Genomic DNA, 15554 nt, shown 5'->3' on the forward strand with positions numbered 1-15554 from the left:
GAATAGGAGAGATATATGAAGGGTTTGCTGGATCTCTTCCGTCAATTCACCCCTGATGAGCATTTCGATGCCATCAAGATCGGCCTGGCCTCGCCCGAGAAGATTCGGTCGTGGTCGTTCGGCGAGGTGAAGAAGCCCGAGACGATCAACTACCGGACTTTCAAGCCGGAACGTGACGGTCTCTTCTGCGCCAAGATCTTCGGGCCGATCAAGGACTACGAGTGCCTGTGCGGCAAGTACAAGCGCCTGAAGCACCGCGGCGTGATCTGCGAGAAGTGTGGCGTCGAAGTCACCCAGACCAAGGTCCGCCGTGACCGGATGGGCCACATCGACCTGGCCGCACCGTGCGCGCACATCTGGTTCCTGAAGTCACTGCCGTCGCGTCTGGGCCTGGTGCTCGACATGACGCTGCGCGACATCGAGCGCGTGCTGTACTTCGAAGCCTATGTGGTCGTCGACCCCGGCATGACCCCGCTGAAGAAGTTCAGCATCATGTCGGAAGACGATTACGACGCGAAGCGCACCGAATTCGGCGACGAGTTCGTGGCCCTGATGGGCGCGGAAGGCGTGCAACGCCTGCTCGCCGAGATGGACCTCGACACCGAGATCGAGAAGCTGCGCGGCGACATGACCGGCTCCGAGCTCAAGGTCAAGAAGAATTCCAAGCGCCTCAAGGTGATGGAAGCCTTCAAGAAGTCGGGCATCAAGCCGCAGTGGATGGTGATGAACGTGCTGCCCGTGCTGCCGCCGGACCTGCGTCCGTTGGTGCCGCTGGACGGCGGCCGTTTTGCCACCTCCGACCTGAACGACCTCTACCGCCGTGTCATCAACCGCAACAACCGCCTCGCGCGTCTGTTGGAGCTGAAGGCGCCGGAAATCATCGTCCGCAACGAAAAGCGGATGCTGCAAGAGGCGGTGGACTCGCTGCTGGACAACGGCCGTCGCGGCAAGGCGATGACCGGTGCCAACAAGCGCGCCCTCAAGTCGCTGGCCGACATGATCAAGGGCAAGTCGGGTCGCTTCCGCCAGAACCTGCTGGGCAAGCGCGTCGACTACTCGGGCCGTTCGGTCATCGTGGTCGGCCCGACGCTCAAGCTCCACCAGTGCGGCCTGCCGAAGCTGATGGCGCTCGAGCTGTTCAAGCCCTTCATCTTCTCGCGCCTGGAAGCCATGGGCATCGCCACCACCATCAAGGCGGCGAAGAAGGAAGTGGAATCGGGCACCCCGGTGGTCTGGGACATCCTTGAAGAAGTCATCAAGGAACACCCGGTCATGCTGAACCGCGCGCCGACGCTGCACCGCCTGGGCATTCAAGCCTTTGAGCCGGTGCTGATCGAAGGCAAGGCCATCCAGCTGCACCCGCTCGTCTGCGCGGCGTTCAACGCCGACTTCGACGGTGACCAGATGGCCGTCCACGTGCCGCTGTCGATCGAAGCGCAGATGGAAGCCCGCACGCTGATGCTGGCCTCCAACAACGTGCTGTTCCCGGCCAACGGCGAACCGTCGATCGTGCCGTCGCAAGACGTGGTGCTGGGCCTGTACTACGCCACCCGCGAGCGCATCAATGGCAAGGGCGAAGGCATCATCTTCTCCGACGTCGTCGAAGTGCAGCGTGCACTCGACAACGGCCAGGTCGAGATCACCGCCAAGATCAGCGTGCGCCTGACCGAGTGGGTCAAGAACAAGGCCACGGGCGAGTTCACGCCCGAGACCAAGCTCGTCGACACCACGGTGGGCCGTGCGCTGCTGTCCGAGATCCTGCCCAAGGGCCTGCCGTTCTCGAACATCAACAAGGCGCTGAAGAAGAAGGAAATCTCGCGACTGATCAACACCTCGTTCCGCAAGTGCGGTCTGAAGGAAACGGTCGTCTTCGCCGACAAGCTGCTGCAGTCGGGCTTCCGCCTGGCCACGCGCGCGGGCATCTCGATCGCGATCGACGACATGCTGGTGCCGAAGGAAAAGCACACGCTGATCGAGCGCGCCGAGAAGGAAGTCAAGGAGATCGAGCAGCAGTACGTCTCGGGTCTCGTGACCGCCGGCGAGCGCTACAACAAGGTGGTCGACATCTGGGGCAAGACCGGCGACGAAGTCGGCAAGGTCATGATGTCGCAGCTGTCGAAGCAGAAGACCACCGACCGCCACGGCAAGCAGGTGGACCAGGAGTCGTTCAACTCCATCTACATGATGGCCGACTCGGGTGCTCGTGGCTCTGCCGCGCAGATCCGCCAGCTGGCCGGCATGCGCGGCCTGATGGCCAAGCCAGACGGCTCGATCATCGAGACGCCCATCACGGCGAACTTCCGTGAAGGCCTGAACGTGTTGCAGTACTTCATCTCCACCCACGGCGCTCGTAAGGGCCTGGCGGACACGGCGCTGAAGACCGCGAACTCGGGCTACCTGACCCGCCGTCTCGTCGACGTGACGCAGGACCTGGTGGTCACCGAAGACGACTGCGGCACGCAGAACGGCATGAACATGCGCGCGCTGGTCGAAGGCGGTGAAGTCATCGAATCGCTGCGCGACCGCGTGCTCGGCCGTGTGACCGCGATCGAAGTGCAGCACCCCGAAACCAGCGCCCAGCTGGTCGAGCCCGGCCGCATGCTGGACGAAGACACGCTGGACGAGCTGGAAGCGGCCGGTGTCGACGAGATCAAGGTCCGCACCGCGCTGACCTGCGACACGCGCTTCGGCCTGTGCGCCAAGTGCTATGGCCGCGACCTCGGCCGTGGTGGCGTGGTCAACCGCGGCGAGGCCGTCGGTGTGATCGCCGCCCAGTCGATCGGCGAACCCGGCACGCAGCTGACGATGCGCACCTTCCACATCGGTGGTGCGGCGTCGCGTGCGGCGGTGGCCTCGAGCGTGGACGCGAAGTCGGACGGCAACGTCGGCTTCAACGCCACGATGCGCTACGTGACCAACGGCAAGGGCGACCTGGTGGTGATCTCGCGTTCCGGCGAAATCATCATCTCCGACCAGCATGGCCGCGAGCGCGAGCGCCACAAGGTGCCGTACGGCGCGGTGCTCAACATCAAGCCGGACCAGGCCATCAAGGCCGGCACGGTGCTCGCCAACTGGGACCCGCTGACCCGACCCATCATCACGGAATTCGCCGGCAAGGCGAAGTTCGAGAACGTGGAAGAGGGCGTGACGGTGGCCAAGCAGGTCGACGAGATCACGGGTCTGTCGACCCTGGTCGTGATCGACCCGAAGCGCCGTGGCTCGACCAAGGTCGTGCGTCCGCAGGTCAAGCTGCTCGACGTGTCCGGCAACGAGGTGAAGATCCCTGGCACCGACCACTCGGTGACCATCGGCTTCCAGGTTGGCGCGCTGATCCAGATCCGCGACGGTCAAGACCTCGCTCCGGGTGAAGTGCTTGCCCGTATCCCGGTCGAAGGCCAGAAGACCCGCGACATCACCGGCGGTCTGCCGCGTGTGGCCGAGCTCTTCGAAGCCCGCACCCCGAAGGACAAGGGCACGCTGGCCGAGATCACCGGCACCGTGTCGTTCGGCAAGGAGACCAAGGGCAAGGTTCGCCTGCAGATCACCGACCCGGAAGGCAAGGTGTTCGAGGAACTCGTGCCGAAGGAAAAGAACATCCTCGTGCACGAAGGCCAGGTGGTGAACAAGGGCGAGTCGATCGTCGACGGTCCGGCCGACCCGCAGGACATCCTGCGCCTGCTGGGCATCGAGGAACTGGCGCGCTACATCGTCGACGAAGTGCAGGACGTCTACCGCCTGCAGGGCGTGAAGATCAACGACAAGCACATCGAGGTGATCGTTCGCCAGATGCTGCGCCGCGTGCAGATCGTCAACCCGGGCGACAGCCACTACATCGCCAACGAGCAGGTCGAGCGTTCGGAGCTGCTGGACACCAACGACCGCCTGCGCGCAGAAGGCAAGCAGATCGCCACGCACGCCGACGTGCTGCTGGGCATCACCAAGGCCTCGCTGTCGACCGACTCGTTCATCTCGGCCGCGTCCTTCCAGGAAACGACCCGTGTGCTCACCGAGGCTGCCATCATGGGCAAGCGCGACGAGCTGCGTGGCCTGAAGGAAAACGTCATCGTCGGTCGTCTGATCCCGGCCGGCACCGGCATGGCCTTCCACGAGGCCCGCAAGGTGAAGGAAGAGCTGGACGACGCCGAGCGCCGTGCGATCGCGCTGGAAGAAGCGGCGGAAGAAATGTCGGCGGTGGACGAGGCGGCTGCGGCCGCTCCGGCTGCCGGCGGCGAAGCTTCCGAGTAAGCGACTTTCGCTGTGAATTGAAAGGGCGGCTTCGGCCGCCCTTTTTCATTCCAGCCGCCAGCGGCCCGGGGGGATCACCTGGAGACCGAGGCGGCCCGCGCGGCGGGCGAGCTTGAGCACCGCCCGGTCGCGACTGACCAGCCAGCGGGCCCGTGCCAGGGCCAGGTCGACGAACTTCTGGTCGTCGGTGTCGGTGCAACGCAGGCGCGTCGCCTCGTCTTGGAGCACGGGGATTGAGGCAATTTCCGAGAGCCGGCGCCAACTTTCGCCAATCATGGCCAGGTCGGGGCGGTATGCGGCGGCAACGCCTCGGCCCAGCACGTGCAGCAGTTCATCGTGCATCGGCTCGGTCACGATCCAGCGCAGCCGGCCCTGTTCGATGGCGTCAAAGAGGGCCCGGCCTTCAGGGTTGCGGAACACCAGCCAGTCCAGGACCACGTTGGTGTCCAGCACGACGGCCGGCTTCGAGAGGCTTGCGTCCAAGTCCTTGCTTGCGAGTGAGGGTTGCCACGAATATAATCGCGGGCTTTTCAGCAGGTTTTGTCGACAGGCACACAACACACAAGGTGACGTGTCCTGTGGGCTGCGCTCTTTGTCGGGCGGCTCACCGTGACCTCTCACGGCTTCGGGCTCGTCTCCCAGTGGAGCGCTCGACGACTTCTACTGGAAATCAAAGAGTCATGGCGCCTTTCTCGAAAGAGTCAGGCGCCCGTGTAGCTTCAAACGGGAACAAGTTACCAATGCCAACCATCAACCAACTCGTGCGCAAGGGTCGTGAGACCGAAGCCACGAAGTCCAAGTCGCCTGCGATGCAGGGCGGCCCCCAGCGCCGTGGCGTTTGCACGCGTGTGTACACCACGACGCCGAAGAAGCCGAATTCGGCCCTTCGTAAAGTCGCCAAGGTGCGCCTGACCAACGGTTTCGAGGTCATCTCGTACATCGGCGGTGAAGGCCACAACCTGCAGGAGCACAGCGTCGTGCTCGTGCGCGGCGGTCGTGTGAAGGACCTCCCTGGTGTGCGTTACCACATCGTCCGTGGCTCGCTCGACCTGCAAGGCGTGAAAGACCGCAAGCAGGCTCGTTCGAAGTACGGTGCGAAGCGCCCGAAGAAGGCCTGATAGTTCAAGTTGTCATGCGCCAGCGTCATGCTGCGCACGTCGTATTGCGGTACATCGTGTGATGTGCCGAGTAAGTGGAGTCGCAAAGCGTGCGATTCCGCGGCGAAGCTGAAAAGCCCCGCCAACTGAAGCCAAAGGAAGAGAAATGCCTCGTCGTCGCGAAGTCCCCAAACGGGACATCCTCCCCGATCCGAAGTTCAACTCGGTCGAGCTCTCCAAGTTCATGAACGTGATCATGGAGTCCGGCAAGAAGGCCGTGGCCGAACGCATCATTTACGGTGCCCTCGACCAGGTCGAGAAGAAGTCGGGCAAGGATCCACTCGAGATCTTCAACGTCGCGCTGAACAACATCAAGCCGATGGTCGAAGTGAAGTCACGCCGCGTGGGCGGTGCGAACTACCAAGTTCCCGTGGAAGTTCGCCCCGTGCGCCGCGTGGCCCTGGCCATGCGCTGGTTGAAGGAATCGGCGCGCAAGCGTGGTGAGAAGTCGATGGCCCAGCGCCTCGCCAACGAGCTGCTCGAGGCCGTCGAAGGCCGCGGCGGCGCGATGAAGAAGCGCGACGAAGTGCACCGCATGGCAGAAGCCAACAAGGCGTTCTCCCACTTCCGCTTCTAAGTTCTGGTCCCCTGCGCGCCTGGGTCGTGTGACCGTCAGGCGCGCTTTTCAGTTTCTGGAGTGCCACCATGGCCCGCAAGACCCCCATCGAGCGCTATCGCAACATCGGCATCTCGGCGCACATCGACGCCGGCAAGACGACGACGACCGAGCGCATCCTGTTCTACACCGGTGTGAACCACAAGATCGGCGAAGTGCACGACGGCGCCGCCACGATGGACTGGATGGAGCAGGAGCAAGAGCGCGGCATCACCATCACGTCGGCCGCGACGACCTGCTTCTGGAAGGGCATGGAGCTCAACCACCCCGAGCACCGCATCAACATCATCGACACCCCGGGGCACGTGGACTTCACCATTGAAGTCGAACGCTCGATGCGCGTGCTCGACGGCGCCTGCATGGTGTATTGCGCCGTGGGTGGCGTGCAGCCCCAGTCGGAAACCGTCTGGCGCCAGGCCAACAAGTACAAGGTGCCCCGCCTCGCGTTCGTCAACAAGATGGACCGCACCGGCGCGAACTTCTACAAGGTCTATGACCAGATGAAGGTTCGCCTGAAGGCGAACCCGGTGCCCATCGTGATCCCCATCGGCGCCGAAGACAACTTCACCGGCGTGGTCGACCTCATCAAGATGAAGGCCATCATCTGGGACGAAGCTTCCCAGGGCATGAAGTTCGACTACAAGGACATCCCGGCCGACCTGCAGGCCGACGCGCAGAAGTGGCGCGAGAACATGCTCGAAGCTGCGGCCGAGTCCAGCGAAGAGCTGATGAACAAGTACCTCGAGTCGGGCGACCTGACTGAAGCCGAGATCAAGCAGGGCATCCGCACCCGCACGATCGCGACCGAGATCCAGCCGATGCTCTGCGGCACCGCCTTCAAGAACAAGGGTGTGCAGCGCATGCTCGACGCGGTGATCGACTTCATGCCGTCGCCGGTCGACATCCCGCCGGTGCCGGGCACCGACGAAGACGAAAAGGAAGTCACCCGCAAGGCCGACGACAACGAGAAGTTCGCCGCGCTGGCGTTCAAGCTGATGACCGACCCGTACGTCGGTCAGCTGACCTTCGTGCGTGTGTATTCGGGCGTGCTGAAGTCGGGTGACTCGGTCTACAACCCGATCCGCGGCAAGAAGGAGCGCATCGGCCGGATCCTGCAGATGCACGCCAATCAGCGTGAGGAAATCAAGGAAATTCTGGCCGGCGACATCGCCGCCTGCGTGGGCCTGAAGGACGTGACCACCGGCGAGACGCTGTGTGACCCCGAGCACGTGATCACGCTCGAGAAGATGATCTTCCCGGAGCCGGTGATCTCGCAGGCCGTCGAGCCCAAGACCAAGGCCGACCAGGAAAAGATGGGCATCGCGCTGGGTCGTCTGGCGGCTGAAGACCCGTCGTTCCGCCTGCGCACCGACGAAGAATCGGGCCAGACCATCATCTCCGGCATGGGCGAGCTGCACCTGGAAATCATCGTCGACCGCATGAAGCGCGAGTTCGGCGTGGAAGCCAACGTGGGCAAGCCGCAGGTGGCCTACCGCGAAACCATCCGCAAGACCGCGACCGATGTCGAAGGCAAGTTCGTGCGCCAGTCGGGCGGCAAGGGCCAATATGGCCACGTCGTGCTGACCGTCGAGCCGCAGGAGCCCGGCAAGGGCTTCGAGTTCGTCGACGCCATCAAGGGCGGTGTGGTGCCGCGTGAATTCATCCCGGCCGTCAAGAAGGGCGTGGAAGACACGCTCCCGAACGGCGTGCTGGCTGGGTTCCCGGTTGTCGACGTGAAGGTCACGCTGACCTTCGGTTCGTACCACGAAGTGGACTCGAACGAAAACGCCTTCAAGATGGCCGCATCGATGGGCTTCAAGGACGCTTGCCGCAAGGCCAGCCCCGTGATCCTCGAGCCGATGATGGCCGTGGAAGTGGAAACCCCGGAAGACTACGCCGGCAACGTGATGGGCGACCTGTCGTCCCGTCGCGGCATGGTGCAGGGCATGGACGACATGCCTGGCGGCGGCAAGATCATCAAGGCCGAAGTTCCGCTGTCGGAAATGTTCGGCTACTCGACCACGCTGCGCTCGATGTCGCAAGGCCGTGCCACGTACACGATGGAGTTCAAGCACTACAGCGAAGCTCCGAAGAACGTGGCCGACGCGATCATCACGGCGCGCGGCACCAAGTAATCGATTTAGTTAGACGAGCCGGTCTTCGTCGGAGCCCCGCCTGCTGCCAGTGGCAGGCGGATCACCCCTCCGCCGGAGACCTTAAACACCGCACTGGACTGCTCTTTGATTTGGAGAAACTGAAATGGCAAAAGGCAAATTTGAACGGACCAAGCCGCACGTGAACGTGGGGACGATTGGTCACGTGGACCATGGCAAGACGACGCTGACGGCGGCGATCACGACGGTGCTGTCGAAGAAGTTCGGCGGTGAGGCCAAGGCGTACGACCAGATCGACGCGGCCCCTGAAGAGAAGGCGCGCGGCATCACCATCAACACCGCCCACGTCGAATACGAGACCGCCAACCGCCACTACGCGCACGTCGACTGCCCCGGGCACGCCGACTACGTGAAGAACATGATCACCGGTGCCGCCCAGATGGACGGCGCCATCCTCGTGTGCTCGGCCGCTGACGGCCCCATGCCCCAGACCCGCGAGCACATCCTGCTGGCCCGCCAGGTCGGCGTGAAGTACATCATCGTCTTCCTGAACAAGTGCGACATGGTCGACGACGCCGAGCTGCTCGAGCTCGTCGAGATGGAAGTGCGTGAGCTCCTCAGCAAGTACGACTTCCCCGGTGACGACACCCCCATCGTCAAGGGTTCGGCCAAGCTCGCCATGGAAGGCGACACCGGCGAACTCGGCGAAGGCGCCATCTTCAAGCTGGCTGAAGCCCTGGACACCTACATCCCCACGCCCGATCGCGCCATCGACGGCGCCTTCCTGATGCCCGTGGAAGACGTGTTCTCCATCTCCGGTCGTGGCACCGTGGTGACCGGCCGTGTCGAGCGCGGCATCATCAAGGTCGGCGAAGAAATCGAAATTGTCGGCATCAAGGCCACCCAGAAGACCACCTGCACCGGCGTCGAAATGTTCCGCAAGCTCCTCGACCAAGGTCAGGCAGGCGACAACGTCGGCATCCTGCTGCGCGGCACCAAGCGCGAAGAAGTCGAGCGTGGCCAGGTGCTGTGCAAGCCCGGCTCCATCAAGCCGCACACCCACTTCACCGCCGAGATCTACGTGCTCAGCAAGGAAGAAGGCGGCCGCCATACCCCGTTCTTCAACAACTACCGTCCCCAGTTCTACTTCCGCACGACGGACGTGACCGGTGCGGTGGAGCTGCCCAAGGACAAGGAGATGGTCATGCCGGGCGACAACGTCAGCATCACCGTCAAGCTGATCGCCCCGATCGCCATGGAAGAAGGCCTGCGCTTCGCCATCCGCGAAGGCGGCCGCACCGTCGGCTCGGGCGTCGTCGCCAAGATCCTGGAGTAAACCTCTGCGTGACGACCGGGTGGCCGCAAGGTCACCCAGCCATTACACCCGCGGCCCGAGCCGTCGCAACGGCCGCACTGCTCTTTTCAGGAATTCGTCATGCAAAAGCAAAAGATCCGCATTCGCCTCAAGGCGTTTGACTACAAGCTGATCGACCAGTCCGCACTGGAGATCGTCGACACAGCCAAGCGCACCGGCGCGATCGTCAAGGGCCCGGTCCCCCTGCCGACCCGCATGCAGCGTTTCGACATCCTGCGTTCGCCGCACGTCAACAAGACGAGCCGCGACCAGTTCGAAATCCGCACGCACCAGCGCCTGATGGACATCGTCGACCCGACCGACAAGACGGTGGACGCGCTGATGAAGCTCGACCTGCCGGCTGGCGTCGACGTCGAGATCAAGCTGCAGTAAACCGGCCTCGGCTGATGGCAGTTGCGGGTTCGCCCGCAACTGCTACAATCCTCGGCTTTTCCGCTTTCGAGCGGCAGAAATTCTGCTCCGGCAGCATTTCAACCCCAAGTCAGCCCGGCCAATCGATGTCGGGTATCGAAACAAAGGCTTCCGAACCGCAAGGCGAGGGGGCTGGAGAACACTATGAGTCTGAGCAACCGTCTCGGTTTGCTGGGCCGCAAGGTGGGCATGATGCGCATCTTCACGGACGATGGCGACGCCATCCCCGTGACCGTGCTGGACGTGTCCAACAACCGCGTCACCCAGGTCAAGACCGCAGAGACCGACGGCTACAGCGCCATCCAGGTGGCGTTCGGCACCCGCAAAGCATCGCGCGTGTCCAAGCCTGAGGCCGGCCACCTCGCGAAAGCGGGCGTCGAAGCTGGCGAAATCCTCAAGGAATTCCGTGTGGCCGCCGATGTGGCGTCCGGCTTCAAGCCCGGCGCCCAAATCCCGGTGACCACCTTTGCCGTGGGCCAACTCGTGGACGTGCAGGGCACCTCCATCGGCAAGGGCTTCACCGGCACCATCAAGCGCCACAACTTCGGCTCGCAGCGCGCGTCGCACGGCAACAGCCGTTCGCACAACGTGCCGGGCTCGATCTCGATGGCGCAGGACCCGGGTCGCGTGTTCCCGGGCAAGAAGATGTCCGGCCACCTCGGTGACGTGACCAAGACCGTGCAAAACCTCGACGTGGTGCGCGTGGACGAAGCCCGCCAGCTGCTGCTGGTGCGCGGCGCCGTCCCCGGCTCGAAGAACGGCCATGTGGTCGTGAGCCCCGCGATCAAGGTCAAGGCCAAGAAGGGAGCCCAGTGATGCAGCTCGAGCTCCTGAACGAACAAGGCCAGGCGACCTCGAAGGTCGACGCGCCCGACACCGTGTTCGCCCGCGACTACAACGAAGCGCTGGTGCACCAGATCGTCGTGGCCTTCCAGGCCAACGCCCGCCAAGGCACGCGCGCCCAGCTGGACCGCGCCGAGGTGAAGCACACGACCAAGAAGCCGTGGCGCCAGAAGGGCACCGGCCGCGCTCGTGCGGGTATGTCGTCCTCGCCGCTGTGGCGCGGGGGTGGTCGCATCTTCCCGAACAGCCCCAACGAAAACTTCACCCAGAAGGTCAACAAGAAGATGTACCGCGCCGGCATGGCCGCCATCTTCTCGCAGCTGGCCCGTGAAGGCCGCCTGGCCGTGGTCGACTCGATCTCGGTCGATTCGCCCAAGACCAAGCAACTCGCCGCCAAGCTGAAGGCCATGGGCCTGTCCAGCGTGCTGGTGATTGCCGACCAGGTGGACGACAACCTGGCGCTGGCTTCGCGCAACCTGGCCAACGTGCTGGTCGTCGAGCCGCGCTACGCCGATCCGCTGGCCCTCGTGCACTACAAGAAGGTGCTCGTGACCAAGGCTGCGATCGAGCAACTCAAGGAGATGTTCGCATGAGCACCTCAACCCAAAAGCCCAAGCACGACGAAGGCCGCCTGGCTCAGGTGCTGGTCGCTCCGATCGTCAGCGAAAAGGCGACCTCCGTTGCCGAGAAGAACAATCAGGTGTTGTTCAAGGTCCTGCGCGACGCCACCAAGCCCGAGATCAAGGCCGCTGTCGAGCTGCTGTTCAAGGTCGAGGTCGAGTCCATTCAGACCGTGGTCCAGAAGGGTAAGGTCAAGCGTTTCGGCCGTTCGATCGGTCGCCGTGACCATGTCAAGAAGGCCTACGTGTCGCTGAAGGAAGGCCAAGAGCTCAACTTCTCCGGGGAGGCCGCGTAATGGCCGTCATCAAAGTTAAACCGACTTCGCCTGGCCGCCGTGGCGTGGTGAAGGTGGTGCATCCGCACCTCTACAAGGGCAAGCCAGAAGCTTCGCTGGTCGAGTCGCAGTTCCAGAAGGCTGGACGCAACAACAATGGCCACATCACGATGCGTCACAAGGGTGGTGGTCACAAGCACCACTACCGCGTGGTCGATTTCGTGCGCAACAAGGACGGGATCCCCGCGAAGGTCGAGCGCATCGAGTACGACCCCAACCGCACGGCGCACATCGCGCTGGTGTGCTACGCCGACGGCGAGCGCCGCTACATCATCGCCCCGCGTGGCCTCGAAGTGGGTTCCACCGTGATCTCGGGCGCCGAAGCACCGATCAAGGCCGGCAACACGCTGCCCATCCGCAACATCCCCGTGGGTTCGGTGATCCACTGTATCGAGTTGCTGCCGGGCAAGGGCGCGCAGATCGCGCGTTCGGCCGGTACGTCGACGACGCTGCTGGCCCGCGAAGGCACCTACGCCCAGGTTCGCCTACGCTCGGGTGAAGTCCGCCGCATCCACATCGATTGCCGCGCCACCATCGGTGAAGTGTCGAACGAAGAGCACAGCCTGCGCCAGTACGGCAAGGCCGGTGCGATCCGCTGGAAGGGCATCCGCCCGACCGTCCGCGGCGTCGCCATGAACCCGGTGGACCACCCGCACGGCGGCGGCGAAGGCCGTACCGGCGAAGGCCAGGTGCCGGTGTCGCCTTGGAACACAATGACCAAGGGCTACCGCACTCGCAACAACAAGCGCACGCAGACGTTCATCGTCTCGCGTCGCAAGAAGTAAGGGGAACGGCACATGACTCGTTCACTCAAGAAGGGTCCGTTCGTCGACCAGCACCTTCAGGCCAAGGTCGAGAAGGCGGTCGCCACCAAGGACAAGAAGCCCATCAAGACCTGGTCGCGCCGCTCGACGATCCTGCCCGATTTCATCGGTGTCACGATCGCCGTGCACAACGGCAAGCAGCACGTGCCGGTGTACGTCACGGACCAGATGGTCGGCCACAAGCTCGGCGAATTTGCGCTCACCCGCACGTTCAAGGGCCATCCGGCTGACAAGAAGGCCAACAAGAAGTAAGGATGACGACGATGGAAACCAAAGCTATCGTTCGCGGCGTCCGCCTCTCGGCTGACAAGGGTCGGCTGGTGGCCGACATGGTCCGCGGCAAGAAGGTGGACCAGGCGCTCAACATCCTGACGTTCACCCCCAAGAAGGCTGCCGGCATCATCAAGAAGTGCCTCGAGTCCGCGATCGCGAACGCCGAGCACAACGATGGCGCCGACATCGACGAGCTGACCGTGAAGACGATCTACGTCGAGCAAGGTGCCACGCTGAAGCGCTTCTCCGCGCGGGCCAAGGGCCGCGGCAACCGCATCAGCAAGCCGACCGCGCACATCTACATCACCGTCGGCAACTAAAGGCAAAGACCATGGGACAAAAAATCCACCCAACCGGGTTCCGCCTGCCGGTCACGCGCAACTGGGCCTCGCGTTGGTATGCATCGAACCAGAACTTCGCCACCATGCTGGCCGAAGACCTCAAGGTTCGTGACTACCTCAAGGCGCGCCTGAAGAGCGCCGCGGTCTCGCGCATCCTGATCGAGCGCCCCGCCAAGAACGCCCGCATCACCATCTTCTCGGCTCGTCCGGGCGTGGTGATCGGCAAGAAGGGCGAGGACATCGAAAACCTGAAGGCCGAACTGACCAAGCGTCTGGGCGTGCCCGTCGCGGTCAACATCGAAGAAGTGCGCAAGCCCGAGATCGATGCCCAGCTGATCGCCGACAGCATCACCCAGCAGCTCGAGAAGCGCATCATGTTCCGCCGCGCGATGAAGCGCGCGATGCAGAACGCCATGCGCCTGGGCGCCCAGGGCATCAAGCTGATGTCGTCGGGTCGCCTGAACGGCATCGAAATCGCCCGCTGCGAGTGGTACCGCGAAGGCCGCGTGCCCCTGCACACCCTCAAGGCGGACATCGACTACGGCTTCTCCGAGGCTCACACCACCTACGGTGTGATCGGCGTGAAGTGCTGGGTCTACCGCGGTGACCGCCTGGCCAACGGCGAGGTCGCCCAGGTCAAGCCCGAGGTGCAGGAAGACGATCGTCGCCCGCGCCGTGGCCCCCGCCCGGGTGGCCCTGGCGCACCGGGTGGCCGTGGCGACCGTGGCGCTCCGCGCCGTGACGGTGGCCGTCCGACCGAAGGTGCCGCTGCAGCCCCTGCGCCGGCTGCCGATGCGCCCAAGGCGCCGGCCGTCAAGCGTGTGCGCAAGGCGCCCACCGAGGCCAAAGGAGAATAAGCATGCTGCAACCCGCACGCAGAAAATTCCGCAAGGAACAAAAGGGTCGCAACACCGGTGTCGCCACGCGTGGCGCTGCCGTGTCGTTCGGCGACTTCGGCCTCAAGGCCACCGAGCGCGGCCGCCTGACGGCGCGCCAGATCGAAGCGGCTCGCCGCGCGATCTCGCGCCACATCAAGCGCGGTGGTCGCATCTTCATCCGCATCTTCCCCGACAAGCCGATCTCGCAGAAGCCGGCCGAAGTCCGCATGGGCAATGGCAAGGGCAACCCCGAGTACTACGTGGCCGAGATCGTGCCGGGCAAGGTGCTGTACGAAATCAACGGCGTGCCCGAGCAGCTGGCCCGCGAAGCGTTCAAGCTGGCTTCGGCTAAGCTGCCGCTGAGCACCACGTTCGTCGCCCGCCAAGTGGGCGCCTGAGGCGCGAACGGAGAGTTACATGAAAGCATCCGAACTCCGCGCCAAGGACGTTGCGGCACTCGAGAAGGAAGTGGCTGACCTGATGAAGGCCCACTTCGGTCTGCGCATGCAAAAGGCGACCCAGCAGTTGACCAACCACACGACGCTGGGCAACACCCGCCGTGACATCGCTCGTGCCAAGACCATCCTGGCCGAGAAGAAGAAAGGGGCCGCGAAATGACTGCCACCGCCGGTGAAATCAAGATCGACGCCCCGGGCAAGAACCAGCGCAAGCTGGTCGGCAAGGTCGTCAGCGACAAGCGTTCCAAGACCGTCACGGTCCTGATCGAGCGTCGGACCAAGCACGAGCTGTACGGCAAGATCGTCGCCAAGTCGAGCAAGTACCATGCGCACGACGAGAAGAACGAGTACAAGCTCGGCGACACCGTCGAGATCGCTGAAAGCCGCCCGATCTCCAAGACCAAGTCGTGGGTCGTCACGCGCCTGGTCGAGAAGGCTCGCGAAGTCTGATCTGACGCTCTCTTGCGACGGTCGGGTGTGTCCTTTCCCAGGCGCCCCGGCCGTTTTGCATTTCTTCTGACGTTCTTCATCTTTTGGAGGTGACCATGCTCAAGGTTGGCGACAAACTCCCCGCAGGCGCACTGCAGGAATTCATCGAGGTCGAAGGCAACGGCTGCTCGATCGGCCCCAACTCCTTTGACATCGCCAAGGAAACGGCCGGAAAGACGATTGCCGTGTTCGCGCTGCCGGGTGCCTATACGCCGACCTGCTCGGCGCAGCATGTGCCGGGCTACGTGAAGCAGGCCGATGAGTTCAAGAAGGCGGGTGTCGACGAGATCTGGTGTGTGTCGGTCAACGACGCTTTCGTGATGGGTGCCTGGGGTCGTGATCAGAAGACGACGGGCAAGGTGCGCATGATGGCCGACGGCAGCGCGGCGTTTGCCAATGCCACTGGCCTGACGCTGGATCTGACGGCGCGCGGCATGGGCGTGCGGTCGCAACGCTACTCGATGCTCGTCCAGGATGGTGTCGTCAAGACGCTGAACGTCGAGGCCCCGGGCAAGTTCGAGGTGAGTGGCGCCGAGACACTGCTGGAGCAGGCCAAGAAGCTGAAGGCCTGAGTT

General features: G+C 63.6%; 18 protein-coding genes. 17 read left to right on the top strand and 1 reads right to left on the bottom strand.

Going from position 1 to position 15554, the window contains the following annotated elements:
• Positions 1 to 15: 15 nt before the first annotated feature.
• A complete protein-coding gene (gene rpoC, locus JI745_RS18420; RefSeq protein ID WP_201810292.1) occupies positions 16 to 4245 on the top strand; it encodes a DNA-directed RNA polymerase subunit beta' in 4230 nt (1409 codons plus the stop codon).
• Between the two features lie 45 nt (positions 4246 to 4290).
• Here the strand turns inward: rpoC and JI745_RS18425 are convergent, their stop codons facing one another.
• Positions 4291 to 4698, bottom strand: a complete 408-nt coding sequence (locus tag JI745_RS18425; protein ID WP_310738689.1) for a PIN domain-containing protein — start codon at positions 4696 to 4698, stop codon at positions 4291 to 4293.
• 287 nt (positions 4699 to 4985) lie between these two features.
• Between JI745_RS18425 and rpsL the strand changes: the two genes are divergently transcribed.
• The 16 genes from rpsL to JI745_RS18505 all read left to right on the top strand — a co-directional run bounded on the left by rpsL (position 4986) and on the right by JI745_RS18505 (position 15551).
• A complete protein-coding gene (gene rpsL, locus JI745_RS18430; protein WP_201810296.1) occupies positions 4986 to 5363 on the top strand; it encodes a 30S ribosomal protein S12 in 378 nt (125 codons plus the stop codon).
• Positions 5364 to 5508: 145 nt separating this feature from the next.
• Positions 5509 to 5979: a 30S ribosomal protein S7 gene (gene rpsG, locus JI745_RS18435; protein ID WP_201810299.1), complete on the top strand. Its 471-nt coding sequence runs from the start codon at positions 5509 to 5511 to the stop codon at positions 5977 to 5979.
• A gap of 68 nt (positions 5980 to 6047) precedes the next feature.
• Positions 6048 to 8153: an elongation factor G gene (gene fusA, locus JI745_RS18440; RefSeq protein WP_201810301.1), complete on the top strand. Its 2106-nt coding sequence runs from the start codon at positions 6048 to 6050 to the stop codon at positions 8151 to 8153.
• Positions 8154 to 8277: 124 nt separating this feature from the next.
• On the top strand, positions 8278 to 9468 hold the full coding sequence (tuf, locus tag JI745_RS18445; protein WP_201810265.1) for an elongation factor Tu: 1191 nt from the start codon (positions 8278 to 8280) through the stop codon (positions 9466 to 9468).
• 99 nt (positions 9469 to 9567) lie between these two features.
• Complete coding sequence (gene rpsJ, locus JI745_RS18450; protein ID WP_019561663.1) at positions 9568 to 9879, top strand: 30S ribosomal protein S10; 312 nt, start codon at positions 9568 to 9570, stop codon at positions 9877 to 9879.
• 183 nt (positions 9880 to 10062) lie between these two features.
• The gene (rplC, locus tag JI745_RS18455) at positions 10063 to 10734 is read left to right on the top strand and encodes a 50S ribosomal protein L3 (protein WP_201810303.1); all 672 of its coding nucleotides are present in this window, start codon (positions 10063 to 10065) and stop codon (positions 10732 to 10734) included.
• Entirely contained in the window at positions 10734 to 11354 is a 621-nt protein-coding gene (gene rplD, locus JI745_RS18460) for a 50S ribosomal protein L4 (RefSeq protein ID WP_201810306.1), read from the top strand. The genes rplC and rplD overlap by 1 nt, the downstream gene beginning before the upstream one ends.
• Positions 11351 to 11677, top strand: coding sequence for a 50S ribosomal protein L23 (gene rplW, locus JI745_RS18465; protein ID WP_201810308.1), 327 nt, complete (start codon positions 11351 to 11353; stop codon positions 11675 to 11677). The genes rplD and rplW overlap by 4 nt, the downstream gene beginning before the upstream one ends.
• Positions 11677 to 12501 carry a 50S ribosomal protein L2 gene (gene rplB / locus JI745_RS18470; RefSeq protein WP_201810311.1) on the top strand — a complete coding sequence of 275 codons (825 nt, stop codon included), beginning with the start codon at positions 11677 to 11679 and terminating at the stop codon, positions 12499 to 12501. Before rplW ends, rplB begins: the two co-directional genes overlap by 1 nt.
• 12 nt (positions 12502 to 12513) lie before the next feature.
• Complete coding sequence (gene rpsS, locus JI745_RS18475) at positions 12514 to 12792, top strand: 30S ribosomal protein S19 (protein ID WP_201810313.1); 279 nt, start codon at positions 12514 to 12516, stop codon at positions 12790 to 12792.
• Positions 12793 to 12803: 11 nt separating this feature from the next.
• A complete protein-coding gene (rplV, locus tag JI745_RS18480) occupies positions 12804 to 13133 on the top strand; it encodes a 50S ribosomal protein L22 (protein ID WP_201810322.1) in 330 nt (109 codons plus the stop codon).
• An 11-nt stretch (positions 13134 to 13144) separates the two neighbouring features.
• Positions 13145 to 14011, top strand: a complete 867-nt coding sequence (gene rpsC / locus JI745_RS18485) for a 30S ribosomal protein S3 (protein WP_201810325.1) — start codon at positions 13145 to 13147, stop codon at positions 14009 to 14011.
• 2 nt (positions 14012 to 14013) lie between these two features.
• Complete coding sequence (rplP, locus tag JI745_RS18490; protein WP_201810328.1) at positions 14014 to 14430, top strand: 50S ribosomal protein L16; 417 nt, start codon at positions 14014 to 14016, stop codon at positions 14428 to 14430.
• Positions 14431 to 14449: 19 nt separating this feature from the next.
• Positions 14450 to 14650 carry a 50S ribosomal protein L29 gene (gene rpmC, locus JI745_RS18495; RefSeq protein WP_201810332.1) on the top strand — a complete coding sequence of 67 codons (201 nt, stop codon included), beginning with the start codon at positions 14450 to 14452 and terminating at the stop codon, positions 14648 to 14650.
• Positions 14647 to 14940 carry a 30S ribosomal protein S17 gene (gene rpsQ, locus JI745_RS18500; RefSeq protein WP_201810334.1) on the top strand — a complete coding sequence of 98 codons (294 nt, stop codon included), beginning with the start codon at positions 14647 to 14649 and terminating at the stop codon, positions 14938 to 14940. The genes rpmC and rpsQ overlap by 4 nt, the downstream gene beginning before the upstream one ends.
• A 95-nt stretch (positions 14941 to 15035) precedes the next feature.
• The gene (locus JI745_RS18505; protein WP_201810336.1) at positions 15036 to 15551 is read left to right on the top strand and encodes a peroxiredoxin; all 516 of its coding nucleotides are present in this window, start codon (positions 15036 to 15038) and stop codon (positions 15549 to 15551) included.
• The last annotated feature ends 3 nt before the right edge of the window (positions 15552 to 15554 follow it).

The sequence above is a fragment of the Piscinibacter sp. HJYY11 genome (assembly GCF_016735515.1).
Classification (GTDB): domain Bacteria; phylum Pseudomonadota; class Gammaproteobacteria; order Burkholderiales; family Burkholderiaceae_C; genus Rhizobacter.

Excerpts from the sequence above, each read along its gene's own strand:
- rpoC (WP_201810292.1), top strand. The coding sequence starts at position 16 with ATGAAGGGTTTGCTGGATCTCTTCCGTCAATTCACCCCTGATGAGCAT.
- rpsL (WP_201810296.1), top strand. The coding sequence starts at position 4,986 with ATGCCAACCATCAACCAACTCGTGCGCAAGGGTCGTGAGACCGAAGCC.
- rpsG (WP_201810299.1), top strand. The coding sequence starts at position 5,509 with ATGCCTCGTCGTCGCGAAGTCCCCAAACGGGACATCCTCCCCGATCCG.
- fusA (WP_201810301.1), top strand. The coding sequence starts at position 6,048 with ATGGCCCGCAAGACCCCCATCGAGCGCTATCGCAACATCGGCATCTCG.
- tuf (WP_201810265.1), top strand. The coding sequence starts at position 8,278 with ATGGCAAAAGGCAAATTTGAACGGACCAAGCCGCACGTGAACGTGGGG.
- rpsJ (WP_019561663.1), top strand. The coding sequence starts at position 9,568 with ATGCAAAAGCAAAAGATCCGCATTCGCCTCAAGGCGTTTGACTACAAG.
- rplC (WP_201810303.1), top strand. The coding sequence starts at position 10,063 with ATGAGTCTGAGCAACCGTCTCGGTTTGCTGGGCCGCAAGGTGGGCATG.
- rplD (WP_201810306.1), top strand. The coding sequence starts at position 10,734 with ATGCAGCTCGAGCTCCTGAACGAACAAGGCCAGGCGACCTCGAAGGTC.
- rplW (WP_201810308.1), top strand. The coding sequence starts at position 11,351 with ATGAGCACCTCAACCCAAAAGCCCAAGCACGACGAAGGCCGCCTGGCT.
- rplB (WP_201810311.1), top strand. The coding sequence starts at position 11,677 with ATGGCCGTCATCAAAGTTAAACCGACTTCGCCTGGCCGCCGTGGCGTG.
- rpsS (WP_201810313.1), top strand. The coding sequence starts at position 12,514 with ATGACTCGTTCACTCAAGAAGGGTCCGTTCGTCGACCAGCACCTTCAG.
- rplV (WP_201810322.1), top strand. The coding sequence starts at position 12,804 with ATGGAAACCAAAGCTATCGTTCGCGGCGTCCGCCTCTCGGCTGACAAG.
- rpsC (WP_201810325.1), top strand. The coding sequence starts at position 13,145 with ATGGGACAAAAAATCCACCCAACCGGGTTCCGCCTGCCGGTCACGCGC.
- rplP (WP_201810328.1), top strand. The coding sequence starts at position 14,014 with ATGCTGCAACCCGCACGCAGAAAATTCCGCAAGGAACAAAAGGGTCGC.
- rpmC (WP_201810332.1), top strand. The coding sequence starts at position 14,450 with ATGAAAGCATCCGAACTCCGCGCCAAGGACGTTGCGGCACTCGAGAAG.
- rpsQ (WP_201810334.1), top strand. The coding sequence starts at position 14,647 with ATGACTGCCACCGCCGGTGAAATCAAGATCGACGCCCCGGGCAAGAAC.
- JI745_RS18505 (WP_201810336.1), top strand. The coding sequence starts at position 15,036 with ATGCTCAAGGTTGGCGACAAACTCCCCGCAGGCGCACTGCAGGAATTC.